Source organism: Burkholderia ubonensis subsp. mesacidophila, assembly GCF_002097715.1.
Lineage (GTDB): Bacteria > Pseudomonadota > Gammaproteobacteria > Burkholderiales > Burkholderiaceae > Burkholderia > Burkholderia mesacidophila.
In genome coordinates, this window is the sequence record NZ_CP020738.1 from 1,228,878 (window position 1) to 1,253,985 (window position 25,108).

The 25,108-nt window shown below is 68.5% G+C and carries 23 protein-coding genes and 1 pseudogene; 15 read left to right on the forward strand and 9 right to left on the reverse strand.

Annotated features, from left to right (window positions below):
* The first annotated feature begins 14 nt into the window (after positions 1 to 14).
* The 13 genes from B7P44_RS23060 (at position 15) to B7P44_RS23120 (ending at position 13,272) form a co-directional block, all read left to right on the forward strand.
* Positions 15 to 902 carry a TauD/TfdA dioxygenase family protein gene (locus B7P44_RS23060; RefSeq protein WP_084908298.1) on the forward strand — a complete coding sequence of 296 codons (888 nt, stop codon included), beginning with the start codon at positions 15 to 17 and terminating at the stop codon, positions 900 to 902.
* Positions 903 to 983: 81 nt separating this feature from the next.
* The gene (locus B7P44_RS23065; RefSeq protein ID WP_084908299.1) at positions 984 to 1,844 is read left to right on the forward strand and encodes a class I SAM-dependent methyltransferase; all 861 of its coding nucleotides are present in this window, start codon (positions 984 to 986) and stop codon (positions 1,842 to 1,844) included.
* A 47-nt stretch (positions 1,845 to 1,891) separates the two neighbouring features.
* Positions 1,892 to 2,671, forward strand: coding sequence for an ATP-grasp fold amidoligase family protein (locus B7P44_RS23070; RefSeq protein WP_084908300.1), 780 nt, complete (start codon positions 1,892 to 1,894; stop codon positions 2,669 to 2,671).
* A gap of 37 nt (positions 2,672 to 2,708) precedes the next feature.
* Complete coding sequence (locus B7P44_RS23075) at positions 2,709 to 3,734, forward strand: sulfotransferase (protein WP_084908301.1); 1,026 nt, start codon at positions 2,709 to 2,711, stop codon at positions 3,732 to 3,734.
* Between the two features lie 19 nt (positions 3,735 to 3,753).
* The gene (locus B7P44_RS23080) at positions 3,754 to 4,578 is read left to right on the forward strand and encodes a transketolase (RefSeq protein WP_084908302.1); all 825 of its coding nucleotides are present in this window, start codon (positions 3,754 to 3,756) and stop codon (positions 4,576 to 4,578) included.
* A complete protein-coding gene (locus B7P44_RS23085; protein WP_084908303.1) occupies positions 4,575 to 5,501 on the forward strand; it encodes a transketolase family protein in 927 nt (308 codons plus the stop codon). The genes B7P44_RS23080 and B7P44_RS23085 overlap by 4 nt, the downstream gene beginning before the upstream one ends.
* The gene (locus B7P44_RS23090; RefSeq protein ID WP_084908304.1) at positions 5,498 to 6,565 is read left to right on the forward strand and encodes a hypothetical protein; all 1,068 of its coding nucleotides are present in this window, start codon (positions 5,498 to 5,500) and stop codon (positions 6,563 to 6,565) included. The genes B7P44_RS23085 and B7P44_RS23090 overlap by 4 nt, the downstream gene beginning before the upstream one ends.
* Before the next feature lie 76 nt (positions 6,566 to 6,641).
* Entirely contained in the window at positions 6,642 to 7,769 is a 1,128-nt protein-coding gene (locus B7P44_RS23095) for an acyltransferase family protein (protein WP_084908305.1), read from the forward strand.
* 40 nt (positions 7,770 to 7,809) lie between these two features.
* Positions 7,810 to 8,904: a phosphoserine transaminase gene (locus B7P44_RS23100; protein WP_084908306.1), complete on the forward strand. Its 1,095-nt coding sequence runs from the start codon at positions 7,810 to 7,812 to the stop codon at positions 8,902 to 8,904.
* A gap of 56 nt (positions 8,905 to 8,960) precedes the next feature.
* A complete protein-coding gene (locus B7P44_RS23105) occupies positions 8,961 to 9,773 on the forward strand; it encodes a galactosyltransferase-related protein (protein ID WP_084908307.1) in 813 nt (270 codons plus the stop codon).
* Between the two features lie 110 nt (positions 9,774 to 9,883).
* Positions 9,884 to 10,846 (forward strand): sulfate adenylyltransferase subunit CysD, encoded by a 963-nt coding sequence (cysD, locus tag B7P44_RS23110; protein WP_084908308.1) that lies wholly within the window; start codon positions 9,884 to 9,886, stop codon positions 10,844 to 10,846.
* A 22-nt stretch (positions 10,847 to 10,868) separates the two neighbouring features.
* A complete protein-coding gene (locus B7P44_RS23115; RefSeq protein WP_084908309.1) occupies positions 10,869 to 12,185 on the forward strand; it encodes a sulfate adenylyltransferase subunit 1 in 1,317 nt (438 codons plus the stop codon).
* Between the two features lie 292 nt (positions 12,186 to 12,477).
* Positions 12,478 to 13,272 (forward strand): SDR family NAD(P)-dependent oxidoreductase, encoded by a 795-nt coding sequence (locus tag B7P44_RS23120; protein ID WP_084908310.1) that lies wholly within the window; start codon positions 12,478 to 12,480, stop codon positions 13,270 to 13,272.
* 40 nt (positions 13,273 to 13,312) lie between these two features.
* Here the strand turns inward: B7P44_RS23120 and B7P44_RS23125 are convergent, their stop codons facing one another.
* Genes B7P44_RS23125 through B7P44_RS23145 form a run of 5 tightly spaced genes read right to left on the reverse strand, consistent with a single transcriptional unit; the run spans position 13,313 to position 18,391 of the window.
* Complete coding sequence (locus B7P44_RS23125; protein WP_084908311.1) at positions 13,313 to 14,785, reverse strand: alginate export family protein; 1,473 nt, start codon at positions 14,783 to 14,785, stop codon at positions 13,313 to 13,315.
* Complete coding sequence (locus B7P44_RS23130; RefSeq protein WP_231716820.1) at positions 14,785 to 15,696, reverse strand: glyoxalase; 912 nt, start codon at positions 15,694 to 15,696, stop codon at positions 14,785 to 14,787. Before B7P44_RS23130 ends, B7P44_RS23125 begins: the two co-directional genes overlap by 1 nt.
* 54 nt (positions 15,697 to 15,750) lie before the next feature.
* Complete coding sequence (locus B7P44_RS23135; RefSeq protein ID WP_084909983.1) at positions 15,751 to 16,218, reverse strand: DoxX family protein; 468 nt, start codon at positions 16,216 to 16,218, stop codon at positions 15,751 to 15,753.
* Positions 16,218 to 18,107, reverse strand: a complete 1,890-nt coding sequence (locus B7P44_RS23140; RefSeq protein ID WP_084908313.1) for an amidohydrolase — start codon at positions 18,105 to 18,107, stop codon at positions 16,218 to 16,220. Before B7P44_RS23140 ends, B7P44_RS23135 begins: the two co-directional genes overlap by 1 nt.
* Entirely contained in the window at positions 18,104 to 18,391 is a 288-nt protein-coding gene (locus B7P44_RS23145) for a XapX domain-containing protein (protein WP_084908314.1), read from the reverse strand. Before B7P44_RS23145 ends, B7P44_RS23140 begins: the two co-directional genes overlap by 4 nt.
* 301 nt (positions 18,392 to 18,692) lie before the next feature.
* Between B7P44_RS23145 and B7P44_RS23150 the strand changes: the two genes are divergently transcribed.
* A complete protein-coding gene (locus B7P44_RS23150) occupies positions 18,693 to 19,379 on the forward strand; it encodes a hydrolase (RefSeq protein ID WP_084908315.1) in 687 nt (228 codons plus the stop codon).
* Between the two features lie 137 nt (positions 19,380 to 19,516).
* Here the strand turns inward: B7P44_RS23150 and B7P44_RS23155 are convergent, their stop codons facing one another.
* From B7P44_RS23155 to B7P44_RS23165, 3 genes are all read right to left on the reverse strand, one after another.
* Complete coding sequence (locus B7P44_RS23155; protein ID WP_084908316.1) at positions 19,517 to 20,212, reverse strand: YoaK family protein; 696 nt, start codon at positions 20,210 to 20,212, stop codon at positions 19,517 to 19,519.
* 289 nt (positions 20,213 to 20,501) lie between these two features.
* A complete protein-coding gene (locus B7P44_RS23160; protein ID WP_084909984.1) occupies positions 20,502 to 21,407 on the reverse strand; it encodes a LysR family transcriptional regulator in 906 nt (301 codons plus the stop codon).
* 71 nt (positions 21,408 to 21,478) lie between these two features.
* Positions 21,479 to 22,387, reverse strand: coding sequence for a helix-turn-helix domain-containing protein (locus B7P44_RS23165; RefSeq protein WP_084908317.1), 909 nt, complete (start codon positions 22,385 to 22,387; stop codon positions 21,479 to 21,481).
* Positions 22,388 to 22,766: 379 nt separating this feature from the next.
* Between B7P44_RS23165 and B7P44_RS23170 the strand changes: the two are divergent.
* Positions 22,767 to 24,219, forward strand: a pseudogene (locus tag B7P44_RS23170) (ATP-binding protein); the annotation flags it as partial.
* Here B7P44_RS23170 and B7P44_RS23175 read toward each other — a convergent pair.
* Positions 24,185 to 25,102 carry a LysR family transcriptional regulator gene (locus B7P44_RS23175; RefSeq protein ID WP_084908319.1) on the reverse strand — a complete coding sequence of 306 codons (918 nt, stop codon included), beginning with the start codon at positions 25,100 to 25,102 and terminating at the stop codon, positions 24,185 to 24,187. The pseudogene B7P44_RS23170 and the gene B7P44_RS23175 sit on opposite strands and share 35 nt — an antisense overlap.
* Between the last annotated feature and the right edge of the window lie 6 nt (positions 25,103 to 25,108).

Consider the following 25,108-nt stretch of genomic DNA (forward strand, 5'->3'; position numbering starts at 1 on the left):
AGGAGAGCATAGGCATGACCAAGCTGGACATCCATCCGTTGAGCGGCACGATCGGCGCTGAAGTGCGGGGTTGCGACATCGCGAAGATCGATCCGGCCGAGTTCGCCGACGACATCCGGCAGGCGGTGCTGCGCTACAAGGCGCTGCTGTTTACGGGCCAGTCGGACCTGTCGATGGACGCGCAGATCGCGTTCGCGCGCGCGTTCGGCGCGATCGAAACCGAGTTTCCGTCATTCGCCGCGAAGCCGGACGGGCGGCCCGAGGTGACGGTGTTCGACGGCCAGTACGCGAACGGCCGCGCATCGATCTGGCACACCGACCTCACGGTGTCGCAGACGCCGACCGCATTCGGCTTGCTGTGCGTGAAGGAGTCGCCGTCCCACGGCGGCGACACGATGTGGTCGGACACGGAGGCGGCCTACGACGCGCTGTCGCCCGGCATGCAGCGCTTCCTTGAAGGGCAGCGTGCGGTCCACGACATGTTCACGAAGGAATACGCGGAACGCCCGGGCGGCTTCAAGACGGCGGGGCGCAGCGATCTCGATCTGTCGCGCGTGTCCCGCGCCGAGCATCCGGTCGTGCGCGTCCATCCGGAGACGGGGCGCAAGTGCCTGTTCGTCAATCCGTTCCTCACGTCGCATATCGTCGGCTTCAGCTCGGCCGAGAGCGCGCACGTCCTGAACTTCCTCTACGCGCACATGCAGCGGCCCGAGTTCATCGTCCGCTGGCACTGGTCGTCGGGCGATGTCGCGTTCTGGGACAACCGCTGCACGATGCATGTCGCCGTCGACGATTACGGCCAGGGACGCCGGCTGGCGCATCGCGTGTGCGTCAGGGGCGACGTGCCGGCCGGCGTCGGCGAGACGAGCGACGCACGCGAGGCGAACGCCGAGTGCGTGTGAGCCAACCGCGGCGGGCCGCCTCGCGAGAGGATCGGCGCCGCCGCGACCATCAACATTCATCGATATTCTGACGAGTCAACGATGCCGAATCAGACAGGTGTGGGAGCAGTGGATTTCGCCGGTTCGATATTTCTCGAATCGAGCAGCGTGCGGGCGAACGTCAATCGTCTCAACTGGCGCGCCGAGGTGCTGATCAGGCGCAATATCGAATCGTTCCGGGGCAAGCGCGTGCTCGATCTCGCGAGCCACGACGGGCGCTTCATGCATGCGGCGCTCGCGAACGGCGCGAAGAAGGTCATCGGCGTCGAGGCGCGCGAGGAGCACGTCGCGCAGGCGCGTCACAACCTCGGGCGCGTCGGCTACGCGCCCGATTCGTACGAAGTGCTATGCGGCGATCTCGTCGAGCATCTCAAGAGCATGGCGCCGGGCTCGATCGACACGATTCTCTGCTTCGGCGTGTTCAGCCATCTGATCGAGCAGGTCGAGATCATCCGCGAAATTCGCCGGATCGCGCCGAGCACGTTCATTCTCGACACCTGGGTCGCGATGGAGCAGTGGAATCTCGGCGAGCGTATCCGCAACCATCGCGTGAACCTGTTCGTCAAGGACACGCAGCAGGGCGGCGACGCCGGCACGTCGCTCCTCGCGCGGCTCAAGCGCCTGTGGACCGCGGTCGTGCCGGGGCCGGGCAGCAAGGTCGGCAATCTCGTGTTCCTGTACGAGGACCCGCAAGCGCCGGGCGCGACGGTGCGGCCGAGCGGGCTGATGGCGTGGACGAACCGTTCCGTCGTCGAAATGCTGTTCGAGCATTACGGGCTCGACTATGAGCGGGTCGACTGGCGTGCACAGCGCGTCACCGACTGGACCGATCTCGGCGACTACCGGCGCGGCGCCCGGGAGACCTGGATCGCACGCCCCGCCCGCGGGCAAGCCGGTCGCTGACGACGGCGCGTGGCGAACACGCGCGATTACTTTGCCAGGAGAGGGCGATGCAGACATTCAGGGAAAAAGTCAGGGCCAGGTGGCCGCACTACGACGACCGGCGCAACGTGTTCCTGCCGGGCGCGACGCAGGACGAGATGCGGCGCGTCGCGCTCGAGACGCAGCTCGACTGCAAGCTTCAAAGCCGTGCGCACCTCGGTGCTTTCGCGGAGTATCTGCCGAAGCTGTACTTCGAGGGCAATGTCGAGGACTGCGACTTCGCGGCGCTGCCGAAACGTTATGTGATCAAGCCGCGTTGCCAGACCGGCGTGCTGATGCTGATGGACGACGGCGTCGACCTGAAAAGTGGACGGCGGGTCGGTCACGACGAAATCCGCGCATTCTTCGCGCGCCAGTGGTGCTATCGCGGGCTGAACAACGACGTGCTCGTCGAGGAGATGGTCGAGAACCGCGACGGCTCGCCGTGCGTGTCGCAGTTCAAGTGCCTGACCTTCCACGGCCGCGTCGAATACATCCACTACGTGACGGTCGGCTACGACCTCGGCTGCGTCGCCTACGACTACGATCGCGACTGGAAGCGGGTCGCGCTCTACCACAGCGCGCAGCCGATCGAGCGGGAGATCCCGCGCCCCGGGCATTTCCCGTTCGTGATCGCGCTTGCCGAGCAGCTCGCCGACTACTACCGGAGCTGGACCGGCATCGAGCACGTCCGGGTCGATCTGTTCGACTCGGACAAGGGGCCTGTGTTCGGCGAATACGCAGGCGGCACGAACGGCGGCGAGGGATTCACGGAGGACGCGCAGCGGCTGCTCGGCTCGCTGTGGTGAGCGCGCCGGATGCCCTTCGCATGACTGGAGAGACTCGATGACGACTACGCGGCCAGCGACACCCGACAGGCCGGTGCGCATGATGCGCGTGCTGCGGTCGCGGCATGGCGACTCGACGCGGATGGTCCGGCCCGCGGATTTCGATGCCGAGCCCGTCGCGCAAGTGGCGGCGCTCGGCGAGATTCGCGACCGGGACCGCTACGTTCCGCTTTGCGTCGACTGGCGGGATGCGCGCCTGATCTACAGCCGCTGGGATGACGAGCGCGCGATGACCGACGTGCCGTTTCTGTACCAGCATCAGCGACGCGGCGCGCGCTGGCTGATCGACGTGCCGTTCGAAGCGCTCGATGCGGCCGATCGCGCGGCGCACATGACGCCGACCTTCATTTTCTCGATCGGCCGCTGCGGCTCGACGCTCCTGTCGCGCCTGCTCGCCGCGGCCGGCGAGCAGGCGATCTCGGAGCCCGACGTGCTGACGAGCGTCGCACATTTCGACGACGACGCCGAGCGCGGAGCCGCCGAGGGGATGCGCGAGCGGATCGTGCAGCACTGCGTGGCGGCGTTCGAGCCGGCCTGTGGCCCGGCGCCGATCATCAAGCTGCGCGCGCGCTGCAATCGCGCGATCGACGTGTTCCTGAACGCGCTGCCGCATGCGCGCTACGTGTTCATGTGCCGCGACCGCGACGACTGGGTCCGCTCGACGTCGCGCGCGTTCGGCGACAGCGGCGACGCGCTCGCCGACCTGCTGAAGGTCTCGGTGGAGGCGTTCGATCGCATGCACCGCGCCGGGGTCGATCCGGAACTCGTCTGGTACGAGGACCTGCTCGCGGATCCGGTCGGCGCGTTGCGGCGGATCCTGCCGCGGCGCGCCGATCTCGACGCGTATCGCGGCGCGATCGAGACGGCGCTCGGGCAGGACGCGCAGGAGGGCTCGGGGCTGTCGCGCACGTCGCTCTCGACGCGAACGGGCGATGCCGGCGCGCTCGCGGCATTCGACGCGCGCTGGCGCGCGATTCGCCCCGAGCCGCTGCTGAGCCGATACGGCCTCGAGCGGCTGCGTTGACGCCACTTTTTTTACAGGAATTCCGATGAATCTCGATACTCAGATACAAGCGGGCCGCAGGCGCGTGCTGACGATGCTGCACGGCGCGCAGGGCGGACATTTCGGCGGCGCGATGAGCGTGCTCGACACGCTCATCGTGCTCCATCACCGGATACTCGACCGCGATCCGGCGCGCCGCGCCGACGGGCGGGGCGACCGGCTGATCCTCTCGAAAGGCCATGCGTCGGTCGCGCTGTACGCGGCGCTCGCGTCGGTCGGCGTGCTGGCCGATGCGGAGCTCGAGACCTACGGCAAGAGCGGCGGCCGGCTTCCGTGCCATACCGACATGACGCTGCTCGACGCCGTCGATTTCTCGACGGGGTCGCTCGGCCAGGGCCTGTCGGTCGGGCTCGGGATGGCGTTCGCGCTGCGCGGCACCGGCGCGCGCGTCTGGGTCGTGCTCGGCGACGGCGAATGCCAGGAAGGGCAGGTGTGGGAGGCGGCGCAATTCGCGTCGCGCTACGGCGTCGACAATCTGCATGCGGTGGTCGATCTGAACGGCTACCAGGAGATGGGCTGGCACGGCATCGACGGCGTCGTGCCCGATCCGCTGCCCGATGCGGCGCGCAAATGGGAGGCGTTCGGCTGGCATGTCAGCGAGGCGCCGGGGCACGATGCCCCCCGGCTCGAGACGGCGATGCGCGGCATGCTCGGGCGGCGCGGGCAGCCGAGCGTGCTGCTCGCCCGAACCGTGAAGGGGCGCGGCATTCCGGCGTTCGAATTCGATCCGGGCCTGTCGCATTGCACGTCGCTGACCGACGACGAATTCCGGCACGCCGTGGCGGCGACCGAGGAGGGCGCATGAGACCGGCCGGACATTGCGCACAGGCGCTCGTCGAACACGCGGCACGCGACCGCCGGATCTGGGTGCTGGACGGCGATCTCGCCGACTCCTACGGCGTCGACGGTTTCGCGCAAGCCCACCCGGACCGCTTCCTCATGGCCGGCATCGCCGAACAGTCGATGGTGTCGACGGCGGCCGGGATGGCCGCGTGCGGCTTGCGGCCATGGGTGTTCTCGTTCGCGGCGTTCCTGTGCTTTCGCGCCTACGACCAGATTCGCGTCGGACTGGCGCAGACGGGCGTGCCGGTGACGCTGGTCGGTTCGCACGGCGGCGGCTGCGGCGGCCCGAACGGCAAGAGCCACCAGGCGCTCAACGACATCGCGGTGATGGCGTCGCTGCCGAATCTCGACATCTGGACGCCGGGGTCCGACAGCGACACGCGCTTCGTCGTGGACGCCGTGATGGCGGGGAACCGGCCGGCCTACATCCGCTATCCGCGCGAGCCGTGGGGCGAGCTGCCGGGCGAGCCGGCCGAATGCCGCTGGATCGGCGCGCGCGGCCGATTCGCGCTCGTCAGCTGCGGGCTGTTCACGCACGTCGCGCTGGATGCCGCGCGGCGCCTGCGCGAGCGCGACATCGACGCGGGCGTGATCCATCTCGCGCGGCTCGCCCCATTCCCGGTCGACGCGCTCAACGCGCTGCTCGACGGCGTCGACGGCCTCTGGGTGGTCGACGATCACGCGCGGTTCGGCGGCCTCGCCGATCTGCTCCGCTCGAACGGCTATGCGGTGCGCGAACCGACGTTCTCGTGGCCGGCGAACTGGAGCGGCGACTTCGGTCCGACCGACGAGCTGCTGCGGCGCTACGGGCTGACCGGGCACGACATCGCCACCCGGATCGCGAGCGAGCTGAACCGGAGCCCGGCGACGAGGCCGGCGCGATGACGGTCGATCTGCTCGTGACGGGCACGGGCTCGCTCGCCGAGGCCGTGTCGTTCGATCTCGCGGCGTTGCCGGCGCTCGGGCAGCCGATGGACATCGTGATCGCGGGCCGCAACGCGGCGCGTCTCGCGTGGCTGACACAGGCCGCGAACGCGCGGGCGTTCGCGCTCGGCACGCATCACCGCTTTGCGTGCCAGGCCATCGAATGGGATGCGGCGGACGATCTCGCGCGCCTGCTCGCCGACACGCAGCCGCGCGTGGTGCTGCATGCCGCGTCGCTGCAGTCGATGTGGGAGATTGCGGCGGCCCGCGACGCGTGGGCGGCCGAGATTCGCACGAGCGGCTATGGCGCGACATTGCCGCTGCAGCTCGCGCTGGCGCTGCGCGTCGCGCGCGCGATCGGCGCGCATTCGCCCGCGAGCCGGCTCGTCAACGCCTGCTATCCGGATGCGTCGAACGAGATCCTGGCGCGGCTCGGTCACGACGTCGTCTGCGGCATCGGCAACGTCGCGACGCTCGCGGCGGTCTACGGCTCGACACTGCGCATCGATGCGACCGCGCGGCTGCGCATGCTCGCGCATCACCGGCAGGTCAGCGCGGCCATCATGGGCGAGAGCCGCCGGCATCCGCCGCGCGTCTGGATCGACGCGACGCCGGCGCTCGGGCCGCACGCGCTGCCCGACGTGCGTCTGCCGGCCGGCGCGGAGCTGAACCAGGTCACCGGGGCGACGGGGGCGCAATTGCTCGCCGCGCTGCTCGGGCGCATCGAGCGGCACGTCGGGCATGCGCCCGGTCCGAACGGCCTGCCGGGCGGCTATCCGGTCGTGATCACCGGCGGGCGGATCGCGCTCGACCTGCCGGCGGGCGTGACGGCCGACGACGCCGTCGCGCTCAATCGCGAATGGGGGGCGGACGAGGGCGTCTCGCTGGATGCGCAGGGCGTCGTGCGGATCGGCGCCGGTGCAAGCGGTTCGCGCCTTCCCCACACATACCGGATCGACGAAATCGAGGAAGTCGCGCATGGGATGATGCGCACGAAGGCCGACCTGCAGCGCCGGGCGGCCTGATCGCCGACCCGCCGCCCGCCGCGTCGCCGGCGGGCGCGGGTTGGCGCGCCACACAATTCTGCAACAGGAAAACACGATGAATTTGAGCAACCGTAGTAACGGCGTGGATCTGCTGCGAGGGATCGCGATCCTGCTCGTGCTGATTCTGCATTTTCACCTGACCTACCGGCTGCACTTGCTGCCGTTCGACCTGCCATGGCTGTCCGATGCGATCAAGGCGGTTTCGCGCAACGGCAATTACGGCGTGACGATGTTCTTCACCGTGTCGGGTTTCCTGATCACGTCGACGTCGCTGCGCCGCTTCGGTTCGCCGGGCGGCATCCGGCCCGGCACGTTCTACCGTTTCCGCGCATCACGCATTCTGCCGTGCCTCGTTCTCGTGCTCGCGATCATCGTCGCGCTCGCGTCGCTGGACATGCGCTCGTTCGTGAACAAGCCCGACACCGCGACCATGTTCGTCGCCGTCATGTCGGTGCTGACGTTCTGGCACAACGTGCTGATGGCGAAGGTCGGCTACTTCAACTACAGCATGAACATCCTCTGGTCGCTGTCGGTCGAGGAGGTGTTCTACCTGACGTTCCCGATCGTCTTCCTGATCCTGCGGCGCCCGCGCTACATCGTGCCGCTGCTGATCGTGCCGATCGTCCTCGCGCCGTTCTACCGGAGCCTGCATACCGACGACGAAATCATCGCGCTTTACGGCTACCTGTCGTGCTTCGATGCGATCGCGCTGGGGTGCTGCGTGGCGTTGCTGCCGGCGCGTCGCATCTCGCGCGGCTTGAGTTTCGCGCTCCGGATCGCGGCCGGGCTCGCGATCGCGATCACCTATCTGTCGGGGCCGATCATGCAGCACGTGGTCTGGGGCGTATCGGTGGTCGCGTTCAGTACCGCCGTGCTGCTCTACTGCTTCAGGAACGGCGAGGCCGCCGACCGCGAGGCGTCGTCGCTCGTGCCGCGCGTCATCCGCTGGTTCGGGCAGCGCAGCTACGAGCTGTACCTGTTCCATATCGTCGTGCTCGGCATCCTGCGCGAATACGTGACGCGCGAGAACGTCGGGCTCCATGCGAAGCCGCTCTGGTTCCTGTTCTACATGTGCGCGTCGGCGCTCGTCGCGCAGATCGTGTTCCGATATTTCTCGGAGCCGCTTAACGACGCGTTCCGACGCGGGGGCCTGCGTCCGTCCGCCGGGTATCTGCGCAAGTGAGCGGCGTGGCCGCTTTCCATCGATTCACGAGTGAGGTCACATGCATCGCAATCAACTGAATTTCTCGGGCGGTCCCGGCGCGCTGCCCGACGTCGTGCTCGAGCAGGTCCGGCAGGCTGTCGTCGAGTTGCCGGAAACCGGCCTGTCGGTGCTGGGCATGAGCCATCGATCGCCGTGGTTCCTCCGCCTGGTCGAGGAAACCGAGGCCGACCTGCGCGACCTGCTGCGCATTCCCGACGATTACAGCGTCGTGTTCCTGCAGGGCGGCAGCAGTTTGCAGTTCTCGATGATCCCGATGAATTTCCTGGTGCCGGACGCCGCCGCGCCCGAGTATGTGACGAGCGGCTACTGGAGCCGGAAGGTGATCGAAGAGGCGTCGCGGGTGGTGGCGATGCGCACCGTCTGGGACGGCAGCGAGAGCGGCTACCGGACGCTGCCGGCGCTGGCCGAACTCGACTGGAACCCGCGTGCGTCGTACCGCCACTATGTGTCGAACGAGACGGTCGAGGGGCTGCAGTTTCCCGCGATCGCCCATTCGGGGGGCACGCCGTGGATCGCGGACATGTCGTCGGATTTCGTGTCGAAGCCGTTCGACGTCGACGCATACGGCATGGTGTACGCGCACGCGCAGAAGAACCTGGGCCCGGCCGGCGTCACGGTCGCGATCATCCGCAATGCGCTGCTCGAGCGCATTCCCGACACGCTGCCGCCGATGCTCGACTACCGGACGCACATTCGCTATCGGTCCAACTACAACACGCCGCCCGTGTTCGCGATCTACGTGATGGCGCGCGTGCTGCGCTGGATCCGCGACGATGTCGGCGGCATCGCCAGGATGGCCGAGATCAACGCGCGGAAGGCGGCCATGCTTTACGCGGTGCTGGACGATCTGCGCGAAGTCGTCGACGGTCATGCGCAGAAGGCGGTGCGTTCGACGATGAACGTCGCGTTCCGGTTCCGGGATGCGCGGCTCGATACGCAATTCATCAACCTGGCCGCCGACGCGGGCCTGTCGGGGCTGAACGGCCATCGTTCGATCGGCGGCCTGCGCGCGTCGCTCTACAACGCCGTGTCGGAGCAGGCGGTCGGCCGGCTGACCGCGTTCCTGAAGGATTTCGCGCTCCGCCATGCGTGAGCGGCCGCGCGCGCGTCATTCCCTGTGTCGTCGATATTCTCTGGAGGAGATTCACCATGCTTTCCATCATTGTGACCTGGCGAAACCGCAACGAACTGCGCGGCGCACTGCCGAGTCTCGTCGAGACGGCGCGCCGCCTCGACGGTGAAGTCATCATCGTCAATTTCGGCGGCGATCCGGACCTGCTGACCCGCCAGATCGAGGGCCTCGAGCACGCGGTACAGGTCGTCGAACTGCGCGACCAGCGCTATTTCCACAAGACGAAGGCGCAGAATCTCGGTGCGCATTTCGCGCAGCGCGACATCCTGTTCTTCTGCGATTGCGACATCATCGTCGAGCCCGACGTGATGGCGGCGCTCGTGAACAGGCTCGTTACGACGCCCGGCACGTTCGCGACGCTGAAGGGCGTGCGCGAGACCGAGCAGAACTCGCGCCAGGCGAAGAACGTCGTGCGCTTCGGCTATCGCCTGGACGTGAAGATCCGCAACGGCCGGGAACTGTCGATCGTCGACAACGAGGAGGATGCGAACGACGGCACGCGCCAGGCGCCCGGGCTGCTGCTGGTGCGGCGGCGCGATTTCCTGTCGGTGAACGGATATAACGGCCGCTTGCACGGCTGGGGCTGGGAGGACCAGGACATGATCTCGCGGCTCACGCTCGGCGCGGGACTCGTGCGCCACGTCGACGGCCACGCGCTGCACATCTCGCACGACGACCATGCGCGCATCTCGCAGTATCCGGTGGAGAATCGCTGGGAGAGTCGCGACAAGATGTTCCGTCAGGCGCTCGCCTACTACGACGAAGACGATTTCCGCGGCACGTTCAGCGAGGACGTCGAACAGTTCGCCGATGATCTCGTCTGCTCGTGAGCACGCCGCCGCTTCGTCCGGGCGGGCACGCAGGGGCCGCGCTCGCGGCGGGCCGTGCCGCCGGCGGCCCGGTCGCTCCGGGAAATCCACCGACAATCAGGACCTTCACGATGAGCACGACGTTCGAGCATTCCGCCTTTGCCCCGCCCACCGGCGACGGCAGCCGCATCAGCCACCTCGACTGGCTCGAAGCCGAGTCGATCCACATCCTGCGCGAGCTGGTCGCCGAGTGCAGCAAGCCGGCGCTGCTGTTCTCGGGCGGCAAGGATTCGGTCGTCGTGCTGCATCTCGCGCTGAAGGCGTTCGGCCTCGGCGCGAACCGCAACACGTCGCTGCCGTTTCCGCTCGTGCACATCGACACCGGCCACAACTATGACGAAGTGATCGACTTCCGCGACCGCCGCGCGAAGGAGATCGGCGCCGAGCTGGTCGTCGGCCACGTCGAGGACTCGATCAGGCGCGGCACCGTCGTGCTGCGCCGCGAGACCGATTCGCGCAACGCCGCGCAGGCCGTCACGCTGCTCGAGACGATCGAGCAGCACGGCTACACCGCGCTGATCGGCGGCGCGCGCCGCGACGAGGAGAAGGCCCGCGCGAAGGAGCGCATCTTCTCGTTCCGCGACGAGTTCGGCCAGTGGGACCCGAAGGCGCAGCGCCCGGAACTGTGGAGCCTGTACAACGCGCGCCTGCACAACGGCGAGCACCTGCGCGTGTTCCCGATCTCGAACTGGACCGAGCTCGACGTGTGGCAGTACATCGCCCGCGAGAACCTCGAGCTGCCGTCGATCTACTACGCGCACGAGCGCGAGATCGTGCGCCGCAACGGGCTGCTCGTGCCGGTCACGCCGCTCACGCCGATGCGCGAGGGCGAGACGAGCGAGGTCGCGCAGGTGCGCTTCCGCACGGTGGGCGACATCAGCTGCACGTGCCCGGTCGAGAGCGACGCGGACGACGTCGAGAAGATCATCGCCGAGACGGCGGTGACCGAGATCACCGAGCGCGGCGCGACCCGGATGGACGACCAGACCTCCGAAGCCGCGATGGAACAGCGCAAGAAGCAAGGTTATTTCTGAAGCACACGAGGACATTCACATCATGAGCATCATCGAGAACAACGAAGACCTCGGCGTGCTGCGCTTCATCACCGCGGGCAGCGTCGACGACGGCAAGAGCACGCTGATCGGCCGCCTGCTGTACGACAGCAAGGCCGTGCTGTCCGACCAGCTGTCCGCGCTGTCGCGCGCGAAGAACAAGCGCACGGTCGGCGACGAGCTCGACCTCGCGCTCTTGACCGACGGCCTCGAAGCCGAGCGCGAGCAGGGCATCACGATCGACGTCGCGTACCGTTATTTCGCGACGGCGAAGCGCAAGTTCATCATCGCCGATACGCCGGGCCACGAGCAGTACACGCGCAACATGGTGACGGGCGCGTCGACGGCGCACGCGGCGATCATCCTGATCGACGCGACGCGCGTGACGGTGGAGAACGGCGTCGCCGAGCTGCTGCCGCAGACCAAGCGCCACAGCGCGATCGTCAAGCTGCTCGCGCTGCAGCACGTGATCGTCGCGATCAACAAGATGGACCTCGTCGACTACAGCGAAGCGCGCTTCAACGAGATCCGCGACGCGTACGTCACGCTCGCGCAGCAGCTCGGCCTGACCGGCGTGCGCTTCGTGCCGGTGTCGGCGCTCAAGGGCGACAACATCGTCGGCGCGAGCGAGCGCATGCCGTGGTACGCGGGCGAGCCGCTGCTCGACGTGCTCGAGTCGCTGCCGGTCGAGACGCAGGCGCATGACGCGCTGCGCTTCCCGGTGCAGTGGGTTGCGCGCCAGGACGGCAGCTCGGCCGACGATTTCCGCGGCTACATGGGCCGCATCGAGTCGGGCGAGGTGAAGGTGGGCGACGAGATCGTCGTGCTGCCGTCGAACCGCCGCGCGACGGTCGCGGAGATCATCGCGCCGGTGCCGGGCGGCACCGCGGCCGTCGAACAGGCGTTCGCGGGCCAGGCGGTGACGATCCGCGTCGCGGAAGACGTCGACGTGTCGCGCGGCGACATGTTCGTGGCGACGGGCGAGGCGGTCGCGCCGGCGAAGAAGCTCGAGGCGGACCTGTGCTGGTTCGACGAGGCGCCGCTGTCGCCGCAGCGCAAGTACCTGCTGAAGCAGACCACGAGCACGGTGTTCGCGAAGATCGGCGCGGTCAGGCAGGTGCTCGACGTGCACACGCTGTCGCATGCGACCGACCGTCACGAGCTGAAGATGAACGACATCGGCCGCGTTGCGCTGACGCTGCAGAAGCCGATCGTGTGCGACACGTACGACGCGCATCCGGGCACGGGCGCGTTCGTGCTGATCGACGAGGCGACGCATCACACGGTCGCCGCGGGCATGATCCGGGCGTTTGCCGCGTGAGATTCGCGAGCCTGTCGCGCCGCGCGGCCGGGGTATGTCCCTTCAGCCCCGGCAATGAAAAACCGGAGCCGACACACGTCGGCCATTTGAGACCTCTTGCGACTCAAGTTTGTCGAATTATGTCTTGGACAGTCGCGCCCGGGCAACCTAGACTCGATTCGTGCTTCCCCGCGCCTGGAGAAGAGCGCGAGCCCCAACGGCAAGTCGCCCGCCGGCAAGATGCTCGACTTCTGGCGTGAAATGCGCGAGCAGGGCCTCGTCGCCTTGCTCACTTTCAACAGGAGTCGAACAAGTGATTATTGATCTTTCCGGCAAGACCGCCGTCGTCAGCGCATCGACTGGCGGTATCGGCCTGGCAATTGCGGCCGGCCTGGCAGCGGCCGGTGCGGATACTGTCCTCAACGGACGCTCCCAGGACGCCATCGACAGCGCGATCGCGAAAATTCGCGAGACGGTTCCCAACGCGAAGCTGCGCGGCGTTGCGGCCGATCTCGGCTCGAGCGCGGGCGTCGACGCATTCGTCAAGGCGGTGCCGAGCACGGATATTCTCGTGAACAACCTCGGCTTCTTCGGCCCGGGCGATCTGTTCAGCACGGAAGACGAGGAATGGGAGCGTTACTTCCAGACCAACGTCATGTCGGGCGTGCGGCTGACCCGTGCGTACCTGAAGGACATGATGGATCGCAAGTGGGGCCGTGTCGTCTTCCTGTCGTCCGAAGCGGGCCTGAACATTGCGCCCGACATGCTCGCATACAGTTTCTCGAAGACGGCGCAACTGGGCATCGCGCGCGGCATTGCAAAATTCGCGGCCGGCAGCGGCGTGACGGTCAATTCGGTGCTGCCGGGACCGACGCTGTCCGACGGCGTGCGCGCCATGCTCGCCGAAACCGCGAAGAACGAAGGCAAGACGATCGAACAGGCGGCGCACGACTTCGTCATGTCGACGCGCGGCTCGTCGATTATCCAGCGCGCGGCGTCCACCGAGGAAGTGGCCAACATGGTCGTCTATGCATGCTCGACGCAAGCGTCCGCGACGACGGGTGCGGCATTGCGCGTGGATGGCGGCATCGTCGACACCATCGCGTGAGGATGGGCGGCGGGCTGCCTGCGCGCATCGGGCCGCGCACTCACCATCCGAACTTCAGCTCGACGCCCAGGTACTCGCTGTTGTGGCCGCCCGCGGCCCGGATCGTGTTGCCCGCGGCGTAGTACACGCCTTCGACGGCCCCCGTCAGGTGGCTGTCGAACGTGTAGTCGGCGCGCACCTGCGCATACGCGCCGGTCCAGCGCGTGCCGCGCCCGGCCGTGCCCGCGACCGGGTTGGCGGGCTGCGTGTAGATCGCGTCGTCCGTCGTCGCGCGCCACTGGAACGCCAGCGCGCCGAGCAGCGTGAGCTTCGGCGTCGGCTTGACCGTGATCGACGGCTTCACGTGAATCAGGTTCGAATAGCCGGTGAAGCCGGCGAGCGTGAAATAGTAGCCGTTCGGAAACAGCGGATTGAACGTGCCGAGCGTGCCGTCGCCCGGATGCCGGTCGCCGGACGCGGCGTCGACCTGCAGCCCGATGCGGGGCGTCCACGCGGTTTTCGCGAACGTGTAGCCGACGCGCGAGCCCGCTGCCCACGCACGCACGCGCTCGGGGCCGACGCGGCCCGTCTGCCCCATCGCTTCCAGATCCCAGTCTAGGCCGTTGGCCGCCCCCGCGAAGCGCGCGTCGAACACGTCGCGGCGTTCGTTGCCGTGTGCGCTGAGGTAGCGCGCGTTGTCGCGCTCGTACAGCGAGTAGTACGCGGACAGCTCGTTCTTGCCGAGCACCTGGCGCTCGATCCGGATCGTATGGAAGCGCATGTGCGGGTTCGACGTGTCGTCGAACACCTTGTCGTCGCGATACTGGACCGGCTGGCTGACGAAGCCGATCACGCGCCACGGGCCGCTGACCCAGTCCGCCCAGACCGCGTCGAACGACTGGCGCACGTTCGGGCCGTCGCGCGACGACACGAAGCGCTGCAGGTCGAACAGGAAGTCCTGCCGCCCGACGCGGAACTTGAACGTACCGGCGTCGAACGGCTGCACGAACGACACGAACGCGAGCCTCAGATCGAGCGGGTTCTTGTCGGTGGGCGTCACGCTGTTCTTGCCGAAGGCGCGCGCGTCCTCGAACTCGGTGTACAGCTCGACGTGCCGGTTGAGATGCGCGTCGATGTTGAAGCGGAAACGCTGGATCAGGTACGAATCGCCCGCCGTATGCCCGACGCCGAAATTGCCTGCGTCGGACGACTCGAAACGCTCGCGCAGGCTCGCGCCCAGCGACACGTAGCTGTACGGGTCGGTCGGCGACAGCGGGATGTACTTGAGGCTGTCGAGCGGCTCGGTGCGCAACGCCGGATTCGCGAGCGCATACCAGCGTTCCTGCCAGCGGTTCGTCATGATCGCCGGGCGCTGCTTCGGCAGGTCGCCCGGCACGATCGGCGCGTCGCTTTCCTGCGCGGCGGCCGGCGTCGACCAGAGCGTCAGCGCCGCGAGCAGGGACGCACCGAGCAGCGCGGCGCAGACGCCGGCCGATGCGCGAGGCGGTCGAAACACGGCGTCGGCTGCGCGCATCACGGCTGCGTCGCCTGATGAATCTCGGCGACGTAGCCGCCGGGGAACTGCACGATCGCGGCGTCGCGCCCGTCGGCCGAATACGGCGGCACGAGCACGGTCACGCCTGCGGCCCGGGCCTGCTCGAGCGTCCGGGTCAGGCTCGCGACTTCGTAGCCGGTGGTATCGCGGCCGTAAGGATAGGGCAGCTGGCCGTCCGTCACGAGCACGACCATCTTGCCGAACGGCGATTCGATCCGCACCCGGCGATAGTGGTCGTCGGGCCGGCCGATCTCGACGCCGGGCGCCTGCGCGACGTCCGACACCACCTTGCCGTGCGAGAAGCGCACGAACCCGCGGATCAGCGCGTTCGCGACGTCGCGCGGCACGTAGACGCGGTTCTCCGGCACGCGCTCGAACGGCGCGTAGTTCGGCTTCGTCGTATGGATGTAGAGCTGCATGTTGACGCCGCCCGGCCACTGGATCACCGCGTCGCGCCCGATCGGGTCCGGGAACGGCTCGACCAGCACGCTCGCGCCGGCCGCGCGCGCGTCGCGGATCGCGCGATCCATGTCGGCGACGAGGTAGCCGGTGCGTTCCGCGCCGAACGGGTAGGGAACGGGCGTCTTGAAGCCGAACAGCGAGACCGTGCCGACCGGCGTCTGCAGCAGTTGCGAGGTGGTCGAGCTCGGCGTCGGCGTGACCGTCGCGACGACCTGCGGCGTGCTCTTGCCGCCGAAGGTCGCGAGGAAGCTCGCGACGAAGCGGTCGACGTCTTCGGGGGCGACGTACACGTGGGTCGTGTCGTACTGCGGCGCGACGGCGACGGTCGGTGCAGCGCGGGTCGGCTGCGCGGCGTGCGCCGCGCCGGTCGCGCCGATCGAAGCGGCCAGGCCGAGTGCCGCGGACAGGAGAAGCGCGTTGAGTTTCATGACGGGTTTCATTGCTTGGTTTGACATGACGGTTGGCGATACGGAATGGGCTTGCTATCGGGGGGCGGCGGCGGGGCGGGCGTCCGAGCCACGCTCGCGCAGGTCGTGAAGCGCGAGCAGCACGAATGCGCACGCGAGGCCGACGTGTTCGAGAAAGGCCGCGGTGGTCGCGAAGCGCGCGTCCGGCGGCGCGTGCCAGAACGCGTTCGCGACGCAGGCGGCGAACAGCGTGAAGCCCGCGAGCACGCCGGCGCCGAGCCAGCGCAGCACGCCGCCGAGGATCAGCAGCGGCGCGACCAGCTCGACCGCGATCACGAGCGCCGCGACCGGCGCGGCCGGCTCGACGCCGAAGTGCCGCATCTCCGCGACGGCCGCGCCGAAGTCGCCGGCCTTGTGCAGGCCGCCTTGCAGATATGCGGCGCACAGGCCGAGCAGGGCCAGCCAGCGGACGGCCCGGCTGCGCGCCAGCGGCCGCAGCAGCGCGGTCGCGTGTGCGTCGATCCGGCGGAGGGCGCCGTTCATCAAACGGCCCAGCACGCGCAGCCGAGTGCGCCCCAGAACGATTTCAGGTCGGAGGCCGGCACCTCGCTCGACCACGCGCGCGCGTGCGCGTGGCCGTGCACGCCGCACGCGCTCGCGCAGCCGCACAGTTGCGCGGCGGCGTGCTGCAGCGGCCGGCCGTCGGCGCCCGCCGCGCCCCAGCCCGCATAGCCGCCGAACGCGCGCACGGGCGACCAGTCGGGCATCGCGGGCGGCAGCGGCGCATCGCGATCGGCGAACGGGCCCGCCGCATAGACGACCTTGCCGCCGACCACGGTCAGCAGCGACGTCGTGTCGGCGATGTCGGCTTCGGCGCAGGCGAAGTAGTCGCGGTCCGGCACGATCAGGTCGGCCAGCTGGCCGACCTCGATCCGGCCTTTCCTGCCTTCCTCGTTCGAGAACCACGTGACGTTCTCGGTCCACATCCGCAGCGCCGTTTCGCGGTCGAGACAATTCGCCTGCGGATACAGGCGCAGGCCGCCGACCGTCCGCCCGGTGACGAGCCACGACAGCGACACCCACGGGTTGTAGCTCGCGACGCGCGTCGCGTCGGTGCCCGCGGACACCTTCAGCCCCTTCGACAGCATCCGCGCGACGGGCGGCGTCGCCTCGCCGGCCTTCGTGCCGTAGCGCTCGACGAAATACTCGCCCTGGTAGGCCATCCGGTGCTGCACCGCGACGCCGCCGCCGAGCGCGGCGATGCGATCCATCGAGCGCTCCGAGATCGTCTCCGCGTGATCGAAGAACCAGTTGAGCCCCGCGAGCGGCGTATCGCGGTTCACCTTCTCGAACACGTCGAGCGCGCGGCCGATCGTCTCGTCGTAGGTCGCGTGCATGCGCCACGGCCAGCGGTTCTGCGCGAGGATCCGCACGACGTCCTCGAGGTCGGACTCCATCTCCGGCGCCATGTCCGGGCGCGGCTGGCGGAAGTCCTCGAAATCCGCGGCGGAGAACACGAGCATCTCGCCCGCGCCGTTGTGCCGGAAATAGTCGTCGCCCTGCTTGTAGCGCGACGTCTTCGTCCAGTTCAGGAAATCGTCCTTCTCCTGCTTGGGCTTCTGCGTGAACAGGTTGTAGGCGAGGCGGACCGTCAGCTGCTTCGCGTCGGCGAGCTGGTGGATGACTTCGTAGTCCTCCGGATAGTTCTGGAAGCCGCCGCCCGCATCGATCGCGCCGGTCACGCCGAGGCGGTTCAGCTCGCGCATGAAGTGACGCGTCGAGTTGACCTGGTATTCGAGCGGCAGCTTCGGGCCTTTCGCGAGCGTCGCGTACAGGATCGCGGCGTTCGGCTTCGCGAGCAGCAGGCCGGTCGGGTTGCCGTTTGCGTCGCGCAGGATCTGGCCACCCGGCGGCTCCGGCGTGTCCTTCGTGTAGCCGACGACGCGCAGCGCGGCTGCGTTGAGCATCGCGCGGTCGTACAGGTGCAGGATGAAGACCGGCGTGTCGGGGGCGACCGCGTTCAGTTCGTCGAGGGTCGGCAGCCGCTTCTCGGCGAACTGGTGTTCGGTGAAGCCGCCGACGACGCGCACCCATTGCGGCGGCGGCGTGATCGCCACCTGCCGCTTGAGCATCTCCATCGCGGTCGCGAGCGAGCGCACGCCGTCCCAGCGCAGCTCCATGTTGAAGTTCAGCCCGCCGCGAATGATGTGCAGGTGGTTGTCGATGAGGCCGGGCAGCGCGCCTCGGCCGCCGAGATCGACGACTTCCGTGCGGCCCGCCGCGAGGGCCATCACTTCGTGGTCGTCGCCGACAGCCGAGAAGACGCCGTCGGTGATCGCGACCGCGCTCGCGGTCGGGCGCGACGGGTTCAAGGTCGTGAAGCGCCCGTTGCGGAGGATGAGATCGGGCGATTTCGCGCTTGACGTGTTCATGAACGGTTCTCCGTGGAATGGCTGGCAACCTGGGTGGGTGGGTTCGCGTCGCGGCCCGGCAGCGCGCCGAACATGTGCTGGTTGCACTTCGATTCGCGCCATGCAGTATGGAACGCGGTGCCCGACAGCACCTGCTTCGCGACCGGCACGATCTGCTCGCCGGCGAGGATGCCGAGCAGGCCGACCAGCGCGACGAGCGGCGGCGCGGGCGAGCGGACGTGCAGCAGGCTGTAGATCACGCCGACGAGCACGCCGGCGAGCAACGACAGGACATAGATTTTCATCAGCGGGTCCTTTGGCGGTAGGTCGATGGGATGGCCGCGTGCAGCGCGCTCGTGACGAGCGGGCGGGGCGCGGCCGAATGATTCGGGTGACTGACGATCGCATGCGGTAAGCGTCGCGACGAACGCATTGTAGGCAGGCAGGGCGCTGTTGCGACGCGAATCGATGTTGAATTAAGGAGATTTAAGGATATTTAAGCGGGACGTTGCTAGCATGGAAAAGACGCCGAAGCGATCGGCATCGCCGATGCCGCGCAAGCCGGCATCCCCGTGACGTTTTGAAGATTGAGAGGATGGAGCAAACATGAGCAACCCGAAACTCGAAGTTCTCACCCCGGACAACTGCCAGATGATCTTCATCGATCAGCAGCCGCAGATGGCGTTCGGCGTGCAATCGATCGACCGGCAAGTGCTGAAGAACAACGTGGTCGCGCTGGCGAAGGCCGCGAAGACGTTCGACATTCCGACGATCATCACGACCGTCGAGACCGAGAGCTTCTCGGGCTACACGTATCCGGAGCTGCTCGACGTGTTCCCGGATCATCCGCTGCTCGAGCGCACGTCGATGAACTCGTGGGACGACCAGAAGGTGCGCGACGCGCTCGCGAAGAACGGCCGCAAGAAAGTGGTCGTGTCGGGTCTGTGGACCGAGGTGTGCAACAACACGTTCGCGCTGTGCGCGATGCTGGAAGGCGGCTACGAAATCTACATGGTGGCCGACGCGTCGGGCGGCACGTCCAAGGAAGCGCACGACTACGCGATGCAGCGCATGATCCAGGCCGGCGTCGTGCCGGTGACCTGGCAGCAGGTGATGCTCGAGTGGCAGCGCGACTGGGCGCACCGCGGCACGTATGACGCGGTGATGGCGATCGCGAAGGAGCACTCGGGCGCCTACGGCATCGGCGTCGACTACGCGTACACGATGGTGCACAAGGCGAAGCAGCGCACGGCGAACGCCCACGAGATTCTCGCGGCGGTGCCCGCGAAGTGATGCTCGTGCGTCGGGCCGGCATGCGGGCCCGACGTGCAAAAGCGATGCAGGGGTAGCGAAGCTGCCGCGTCGGTGACGCGGCAGCTTTTTTTATCGCCGCGCGCGCGGCCGGCGAATCGGCCGCAGGCGGACCGGGATCAGTGCGCGGTCGCGTCGGGCGCGGCGCTTCGCGCGCCGGCCCACCCGATCATCACGACCAGCGGCGGCAGGAACAGGCACCACAGGCCGGCGGCCAGGTAGAGGCCCGCCGCCGCGCCGCAACCGGCGGCGAACGCGGCGACGCTGACCGCCATCCTCCGCAGCCGCGCGGCGTCGCCCGGCTTGCCCGGCTTGCCCGGCGCGCGCGAGCCGATGCGTTCGCCGAGCGAGATCATGATCTGCGTGACGGTGCCTGTCATCAGCGTGGTCGGCGGCGCGTCGGACAGGTGCAGGCGGTGCAGCGCGTTCTGCACGGCCATCGCGACGACGAGCGTCATGCCGGTCGCGAGCGCGGGCAGCGCATCGCTGTCGGGGAACGGCCCGACGCTCACCGCGAGCGCCGCGCCGCTTGTCAGCAGCACGGCCTGCGCGAGCAGCATCACGCGCACCGCGTTGACGCCGCGCGCGCTCAGCCGGTTCGCGCAGACGGTCGCCAGCACGATCGCGATGCAGAACACGGGCAGCGCCGCGAGCTTCGCGATCGCGCCCGACGTGCCGGACACGAGCGTGGCGCCGAGCGTGACGAAGTTGCCGGTCACGTGCGCGGTGAAGAGGCCTTGCAGCGCGAGAAAGCCGGCGGTGTCGACGAAGCCGCCGTTGAAGCCGAGCAGCACGGGCAGTTTGTTGTCGTTCATGTTCGTTCCTGGTCGTCGGCGGTTCATGTGCGCGGAACGACGTGCCGCGCGTGGTTGGCAAGGATGCCCGGGCGACGAGCGGGGCAAGGTGAGGACCTCGTCATCGGGCAAGCGCGCGGCCGGGCGGACACGCGGGCGTTCGTCGAGGATAGGCGAGCCGGCGGGCGCGGTCACATGAATCGTTCTGAATTTTCCGGAAGCCCGCGATGCGCGTGCGGCGCCGGAATTTTCATGACGATCAAGGTGTGCTTCGCCGTCCGGCAACCGCCGATGCCCGACGGCGCTCGCATCAGTCCCGTCCGTCCGAGAGCGACGCGACGAAGTCGATGAAGGCGGTCACGCGCTTCGAGCCGCGCTGGTTCGGCAGATAGAGCGCGGTGACGACCGAGCGCGCATGGTCGGGCGTGGCGTCGTAGTCGTCGAAGAGCCGCCGCAACCGGCCGGACCGGATGTCCGGATCGACGAGCCAGTCGGGCAGCAGCGCAATGCCGGCGCCGTCGAGCGCGGCGTCGTACAGCACCTCGATGTGGTTCGACCTGAGGCGCCCCGTCACGCGCACCTTCGCCGTGTCGTGCGCGCCGGCGAACGTCCAGACCTGCTGGTCGATGCCGAAATGGAAGCGCAGGCACGCGTGCTCGGCCAGATCGCCCGGCGTGGCCGGCGCGCCGTGTGCGTTCAGGTAGTCGTGGCTCGCGACGACGTAGCGGTGGAACGTGCCGACCCGCCGTGCGACGACGTCCGCGGTCGGCGCCGCTTCGCCCAGCCGGATCGCGACGTCGATCCGGTCGAGGACGAGGTCGACGCGTTCGTCGCTGAGCTGCATGTCCAGGTCGACCTTCGGGTAGCGCGCGAGGAACGCCGCGACGTGCGGCGCGATGCACCGGCTGCCGTAGGAAACCGGCACCGACACGCGCAGCGGGCCGGACGGTGCGTCACCGCGGTCGGCGACGAGCGCGTCGGCATCCGCGAGATCGTCGAGCAGCCGCTTTGCCCGCGCGTAATAGACGGCGCCCGCGTCGGACAGCGTCACCTGCCGGGTCGTCCGGTTCAGGAGCACGGTGCCGAGCGAGGCCTCGAGCGCGTCCACCGCGCGCACCACGGACGATGCTGCGAGATCCAGGCGCCGGCCTGCGCGCGAAAAGCCGCCGGTTTCCGCCACTTCCACGAACGCGCGCAGTGCGGAGAATTTATCCATTGTCGTCGCCCTTGTTTCGGTCGCCGTGCGGCGGTGCACGCCGTTTGCCTGCGTTCGGTTGCGGCATGCGCTCAGCGGCCGGCGCCGCGCCGCCACGCGCCGGGCGCATGGCCGACGACCTTCGCGAACACGCGGCTCAGATGGCTCTGGTCCGCGAATCCGCAGGCCGCGGCGATTTCCGCGAGCGTCATGCCGGTCGTCTCGATCAACTGCCGAGCCTGCGCGACGCGCTGTTCGAGCAGCCACTGGTGCGGCGTGCGGCCGGTGGTGCGCGAGAACGCGCGGATGAAATAGCCGCGCGACAGGTCGCACTCGTTCGCGACTTCCGCGAGCGACACGCCCAGGTTCGCCTTTTCCATCAGCAGCTCCTTCGCGCGCGCCGCCTTCGCGGGCGACAGCGTGCCCTTGCGGTGGAGGTCGCCCGTGGCTGCGTCGCCGTAGCGCCGCGCGAGGTGCGTGCCGATCGCGAGCCCGATCTGCTCGACGAACAGCGTGTTCAGCGCGCCCGGCATGTCGAGGCTGTCGGCGACCGCGTGCGCGAGATGGCCGAGCACCGGGTCGCACTGATCGGCCGCGCAGGTCAGGCCGGCGATCAGCGCGTCGCCGTATTCCGCGCCGAGCCGGTCGAGACAGGCCCGCGACACTTCCACGAGCACGAAGTCGAAATTGCCGTACAGATCCGCCCGGAAGTGCTCCGAGAAATCCCGGATATAGATCGAGTGGTGCTGAAACGCCCGCTCGACTCGCCGCGCACCCCGATACAACGCGCGACGATGTCCGTCCTGCAGTGAAACGCCGATCAGGAAGCCGCGGTCGCAGGCCGGCATCTCGATGCGCTCGAATTGATCGCCCGGCATGCATTTGCGATGGAACGTCATGCCGTCCGCGGCGCGCTCGATATCCTTGGACAGCAGGCCCGACACGCATCCGAGCGTGTCTTTCGACGGCGGCGCGGGGGGAGCGTTGAGGGCACGAGACATGGCGCAGGATCCTTGAAGGTCATTCGGAAGGCGAAAGAGTCGATGGGCAGTTTATACGGGACGCGTGACTGCCCCAAGCTTAATTGAACGAAATTGCGCTGGTCGCCGGGTGGGCGGGCGCCGATTCGTGCCGCTGAATCGTGCGATTCGTGCCATTCGCGCGCTTCGCGACCGTTCCGGCGCAGTTCCGCGATGGCACAGCGAATGCCCGGGCAGCGCATTTTCGTTCAAGACATTGCATTCGTGCGTGCTTACACTCGGGGCGCGCGATCGGCGTTGGGCGTCAGGTATGTGCAGAAGGGGAGGCGCAACGCGCCGATTCCCGGCCCGGTATCGCCACGTTCGCCGGGCCGTCATCAAAAGGTCGCAGGAGACAGCCATGGTCCGAATCGGGACGTTGTCGGTGGATTTCGAGCAGCGGGACCTGCGCCGGCATGGCGTGCCGCTGCGCATCGGCGCGCGCGCGTTCGACATTCTCGAGGTGCTGCATCGCGCGAACGGTTCCGTCGTGTCGAAGGACGACATCATGGACGCCGTCTGGCCCGGCGCGATCGTCGAGGAGAACCTGCTCCAGGTGCACGTCGCGGCGTTGCGCAAGCTGTTCGGCGACAGCCGGAACCTGATCAAGACCGTGCCGGGCAGGGGCTACCTGCTGGTCGCCGGTTCGCAGGCCGCGGGGCCGGAGGACGCATCGACGCCCGGCGACGGCCCGCCGTCGCCTTTCGCGGCGCCGATCGGGCGGCAGGCCGAAATCGCGCAGATCATCGACATGCTCGACCGGATGCCGGTCGTCACGCTGGTCGGCGCCGGCGGCATCGGCAAGACGAGCGTCGCCGCCCAGGTCGCGCACGACACGCGCAGCCGCTCCCGGCGCGCCGTGCATTGGGTCGAGCTCGCGTGCGCAGCGACGCGCGACGACGTGCTGCGCGCACTCGCGGCCGCCCTCGGCGCGGCGGCGGACGGCGTGCCCGGCATCGACGCCATCGCCGATGCGATCGCCGCGTCGCACTGCCTGCTGGTGCTCGACAACGCCGAGCATGTCGTCGACGTGGTCGCGGGCCTCGTCGAGACGCTCGCGGCGCGCTCCGATACGCTGCGCATGCTCGTGACCAGCCGCGAGCCGCTGCATGTCCCCGCCGAGTGCGTGTTGCGCGTCGCGCCGCTCTCGGTGCCCGACAGTGACGCGTGCGCCGACGAGATCGCCGGCTGCTCCGCCGTCCAGTTATTTCTCTGCCGCATCCGCGCGACGACGGCCGGTTGCGTGGTGGACGACGGCGGCATCCGGTTGGCCGCGGATATCTGCCGGCGCCTCGAGGGGCTGCCGCTGGCGATCGAGCTGGCGGCTGCGCGCGTCGCGACGCTCGGCATCGAAGGGGTCGCGTCGCGTCTCGACGATCGCTTGAACCTGCTGACCGGCGGCTTGCGTTTCGCGCTGCCGCGCCATCAGGCGCTGCGTGCGACGTTCGACTGGAGCCATGCGTTGGTGAATCCTGCCGCGAGGGCGCTGTTTCGCCGGCTCGGCTGCTTCGTCGGCCCGTTCACGTTCGATGCCGCGTGCGCCGTCGCGACGGCGCACGGCACGTCGCTCGGCGAGACGATCGGCGGGCTCGGCGAGCTCGTCGCGAAGTCGCTGTTGACCGTCGAGTTTCGGGGCGCTCACGCACAGTACCGGCTGACCGAATCGGCTCGCGCGTATGCGCTGGAGAAGCTGCGTGACGCGGGGGAATTCGAACGCGTCGCTGCGTGCCATGCGCGCTTCGAGCGCGAGCAAGCGGGCGCGCCGGCCCGCCTCACCCTTTAGCGTCGCCGGCCCTGCAACGCCGGATTGGCCGCATAGAGCGCGGCTAGCCAGTCGACGAAGACCTTCAGCTTTTGCGGCACGTGACGGTGCGGCGCATAGACGACGGAAATCGGCCGCGGCGGCGCGTTGAAGCCGGGCAGCACTTCCTGCAGCGTGCCCGCCGCCAGCCAGCGCTCGACCAGGTACACGGAAGTCTTGACGAGCCCGAGCCCCGCGAGCGCGCACACGACGCCCGCGTCCGCATCGTTGACGGCCACCGCGCCGCGCATCGGCACGGTGCGGAGTTCGCCGTCGACGACGTAGTCCCACACGCGCTGGCGCCCGGTGTCCGACGACACGTAATTCACCGCGAGATGCGCGCCGAGATCGGCGACGTCCTGCGGAATGCCGTGTTTCGCGAGATAGCCGGGCGACGCGCACGTGCACGTCGACATGCTGCCGATCCGTTTCGCGACCAGCCCGGAATCGTCGAGCGCGCCGATGCGCACGACGCAATCGACGCCGTCCGCGACCAGGTCGACCTGCCGGTCCGTGACACCCAGCTCGACCGCGATGTCCGGATAGTCGGCGACGAACGCCGGCAGCGCCGGGATCACGACGTGCTTGGCCATCGCGGGCGGCAGGTTGACCCTGAGCCGGCCGCGCGGTGAGCGGATCGCGCCGGACACGAGGCCTTCCATCTCGTCGATCTCGCGCAGCACGCAGACGCAGCGCTGATAGTACGCGTCGCCGTCCTCGGTCAGCGACAGGCTGCGCGTCGTGCGATTCAGCAGCTTGCCGCCGAGATGCTGCTCGAGCGTGCGCAACAGCGTGGACACGCGCGGCGTCGTCAGTCCGATCGACTCGGACGCGCGCGTCAGGCTGCCGGTCTCGACGATCCGGACGAACACCCGCATCGACAGGACTATATCCATGCTGGT

Bases quoted from the DNA above. Each gene is read 5' to 3' on its own strand.
- B7P44_RS23105 (WP_084908307.1), top strand. From the start codon at position 8,961: ATGCTTTCCATCATTGTGACCTGGCGAAACCGCAACGAACTGCGCGGC.
- B7P44_RS23150 (WP_084908315.1), top strand. From the start codon at position 18,693: ATGAGCAACCCGAAACTCGAAGTTCTCACCCCGGACAACTGCCAGATG.
- B7P44_RS23065 (WP_084908299.1), top strand. From the start codon at position 984: ATGCCGAATCAGACAGGTGTGGGAGCAGTGGATTTCGCCGGTTCGATA.
- B7P44_RS23125 (WP_084908311.1), bottom strand. From the start codon at position 14,785: ATGCGCGCAGCCGACGCCGTGTTTCGACCGCCTCGCGCATCGGCCGGC.
- cysD (WP_084908308.1), top strand. From the start codon at position 9,884: ATGAGCACGACGTTCGAGCATTCCGCCTTTGCCCCGCCCACCGGCGAC.
- B7P44_RS23130 (WP_231716820.1), bottom strand. From the start codon at position 15,696: ATGAAACTCAACGCGCTTCTCCTGTCCGCGGCACTCGGCCTGGCCGCT.
- B7P44_RS23075 (WP_084908301.1), top strand. From the start codon at position 2,709: ATGACGACTACGCGGCCAGCGACACCCGACAGGCCGGTGCGCATGATG.
- B7P44_RS23155 (WP_084908316.1), bottom strand. From the start codon at position 20,212: ATGAACGACAACAAACTGCCCGTGCTGCTCGGCTTCAACGGCGGCTTC.
- B7P44_RS23060 (WP_084908298.1), top strand. From the start codon at position 15: ATGACCAAGCTGGACATCCATCCGTTGAGCGGCACGATCGGCGCTGAA.
- B7P44_RS23115 (WP_084908309.1), top strand. From the start codon at position 10,869: ATGAGCATCATCGAGAACAACGAAGACCTCGGCGTGCTGCGCTTCATC.
- B7P44_RS23165 (WP_084908317.1), bottom strand. From the start codon at position 22,387: ATGTCTCGTGCCCTCAACGCTCCCCCCGCGCCGCCGTCGAAAGACACG.
- B7P44_RS23100 (WP_084908306.1), top strand. From the start codon at position 7,810: ATGCATCGCAATCAACTGAATTTCTCGGGCGGTCCCGGCGCGCTGCCC.
- B7P44_RS23175 (WP_084908319.1), bottom strand. From the start codon at position 25,102: ATGGATATAGTCCTGTCGATGCGGGTGTTCGTCCGGATCGTCGAGACC.
- B7P44_RS23135 (WP_084909983.1), bottom strand. From the start codon at position 16,218: ATGAACGGCGCCCTCCGCCGGATCGACGCACACGCGACCGCGCTGCTG.
- B7P44_RS23070 (WP_084908300.1), top strand. From the start codon at position 1,892: ATGCAGACATTCAGGGAAAAAGTCAGGGCCAGGTGGCCGCACTACGAC.
- B7P44_RS23145 (WP_084908314.1), bottom strand. From the start codon at position 18,391: ATGAAAATCTATGTCCTGTCGTTGCTCGCCGGCGTGCTCGTCGGCGTG.
- B7P44_RS23140 (WP_084908313.1), bottom strand. From the start codon at position 18,107: ATGAACACGTCAAGCGCGAAATCGCCCGATCTCATCCTCCGCAACGGG.
- B7P44_RS23090 (WP_084908304.1), top strand. From the start codon at position 5,498: ATGACGGTCGATCTGCTCGTGACGGGCACGGGCTCGCTCGCCGAGGCC.
- B7P44_RS23085 (WP_084908303.1), top strand. From the start codon at position 4,575: ATGAGACCGGCCGGACATTGCGCACAGGCGCTCGTCGAACACGCGGCA.
- B7P44_RS23095 (WP_084908305.1), top strand. From the start codon at position 6,642: ATGAATTTGAGCAACCGTAGTAACGGCGTGGATCTGCTGCGAGGGATC.
- B7P44_RS23160 (WP_084909984.1), bottom strand. From the start codon at position 21,407: ATGGATAAATTCTCCGCACTGCGCGCGTTCGTGGAAGTGGCGGAAACC.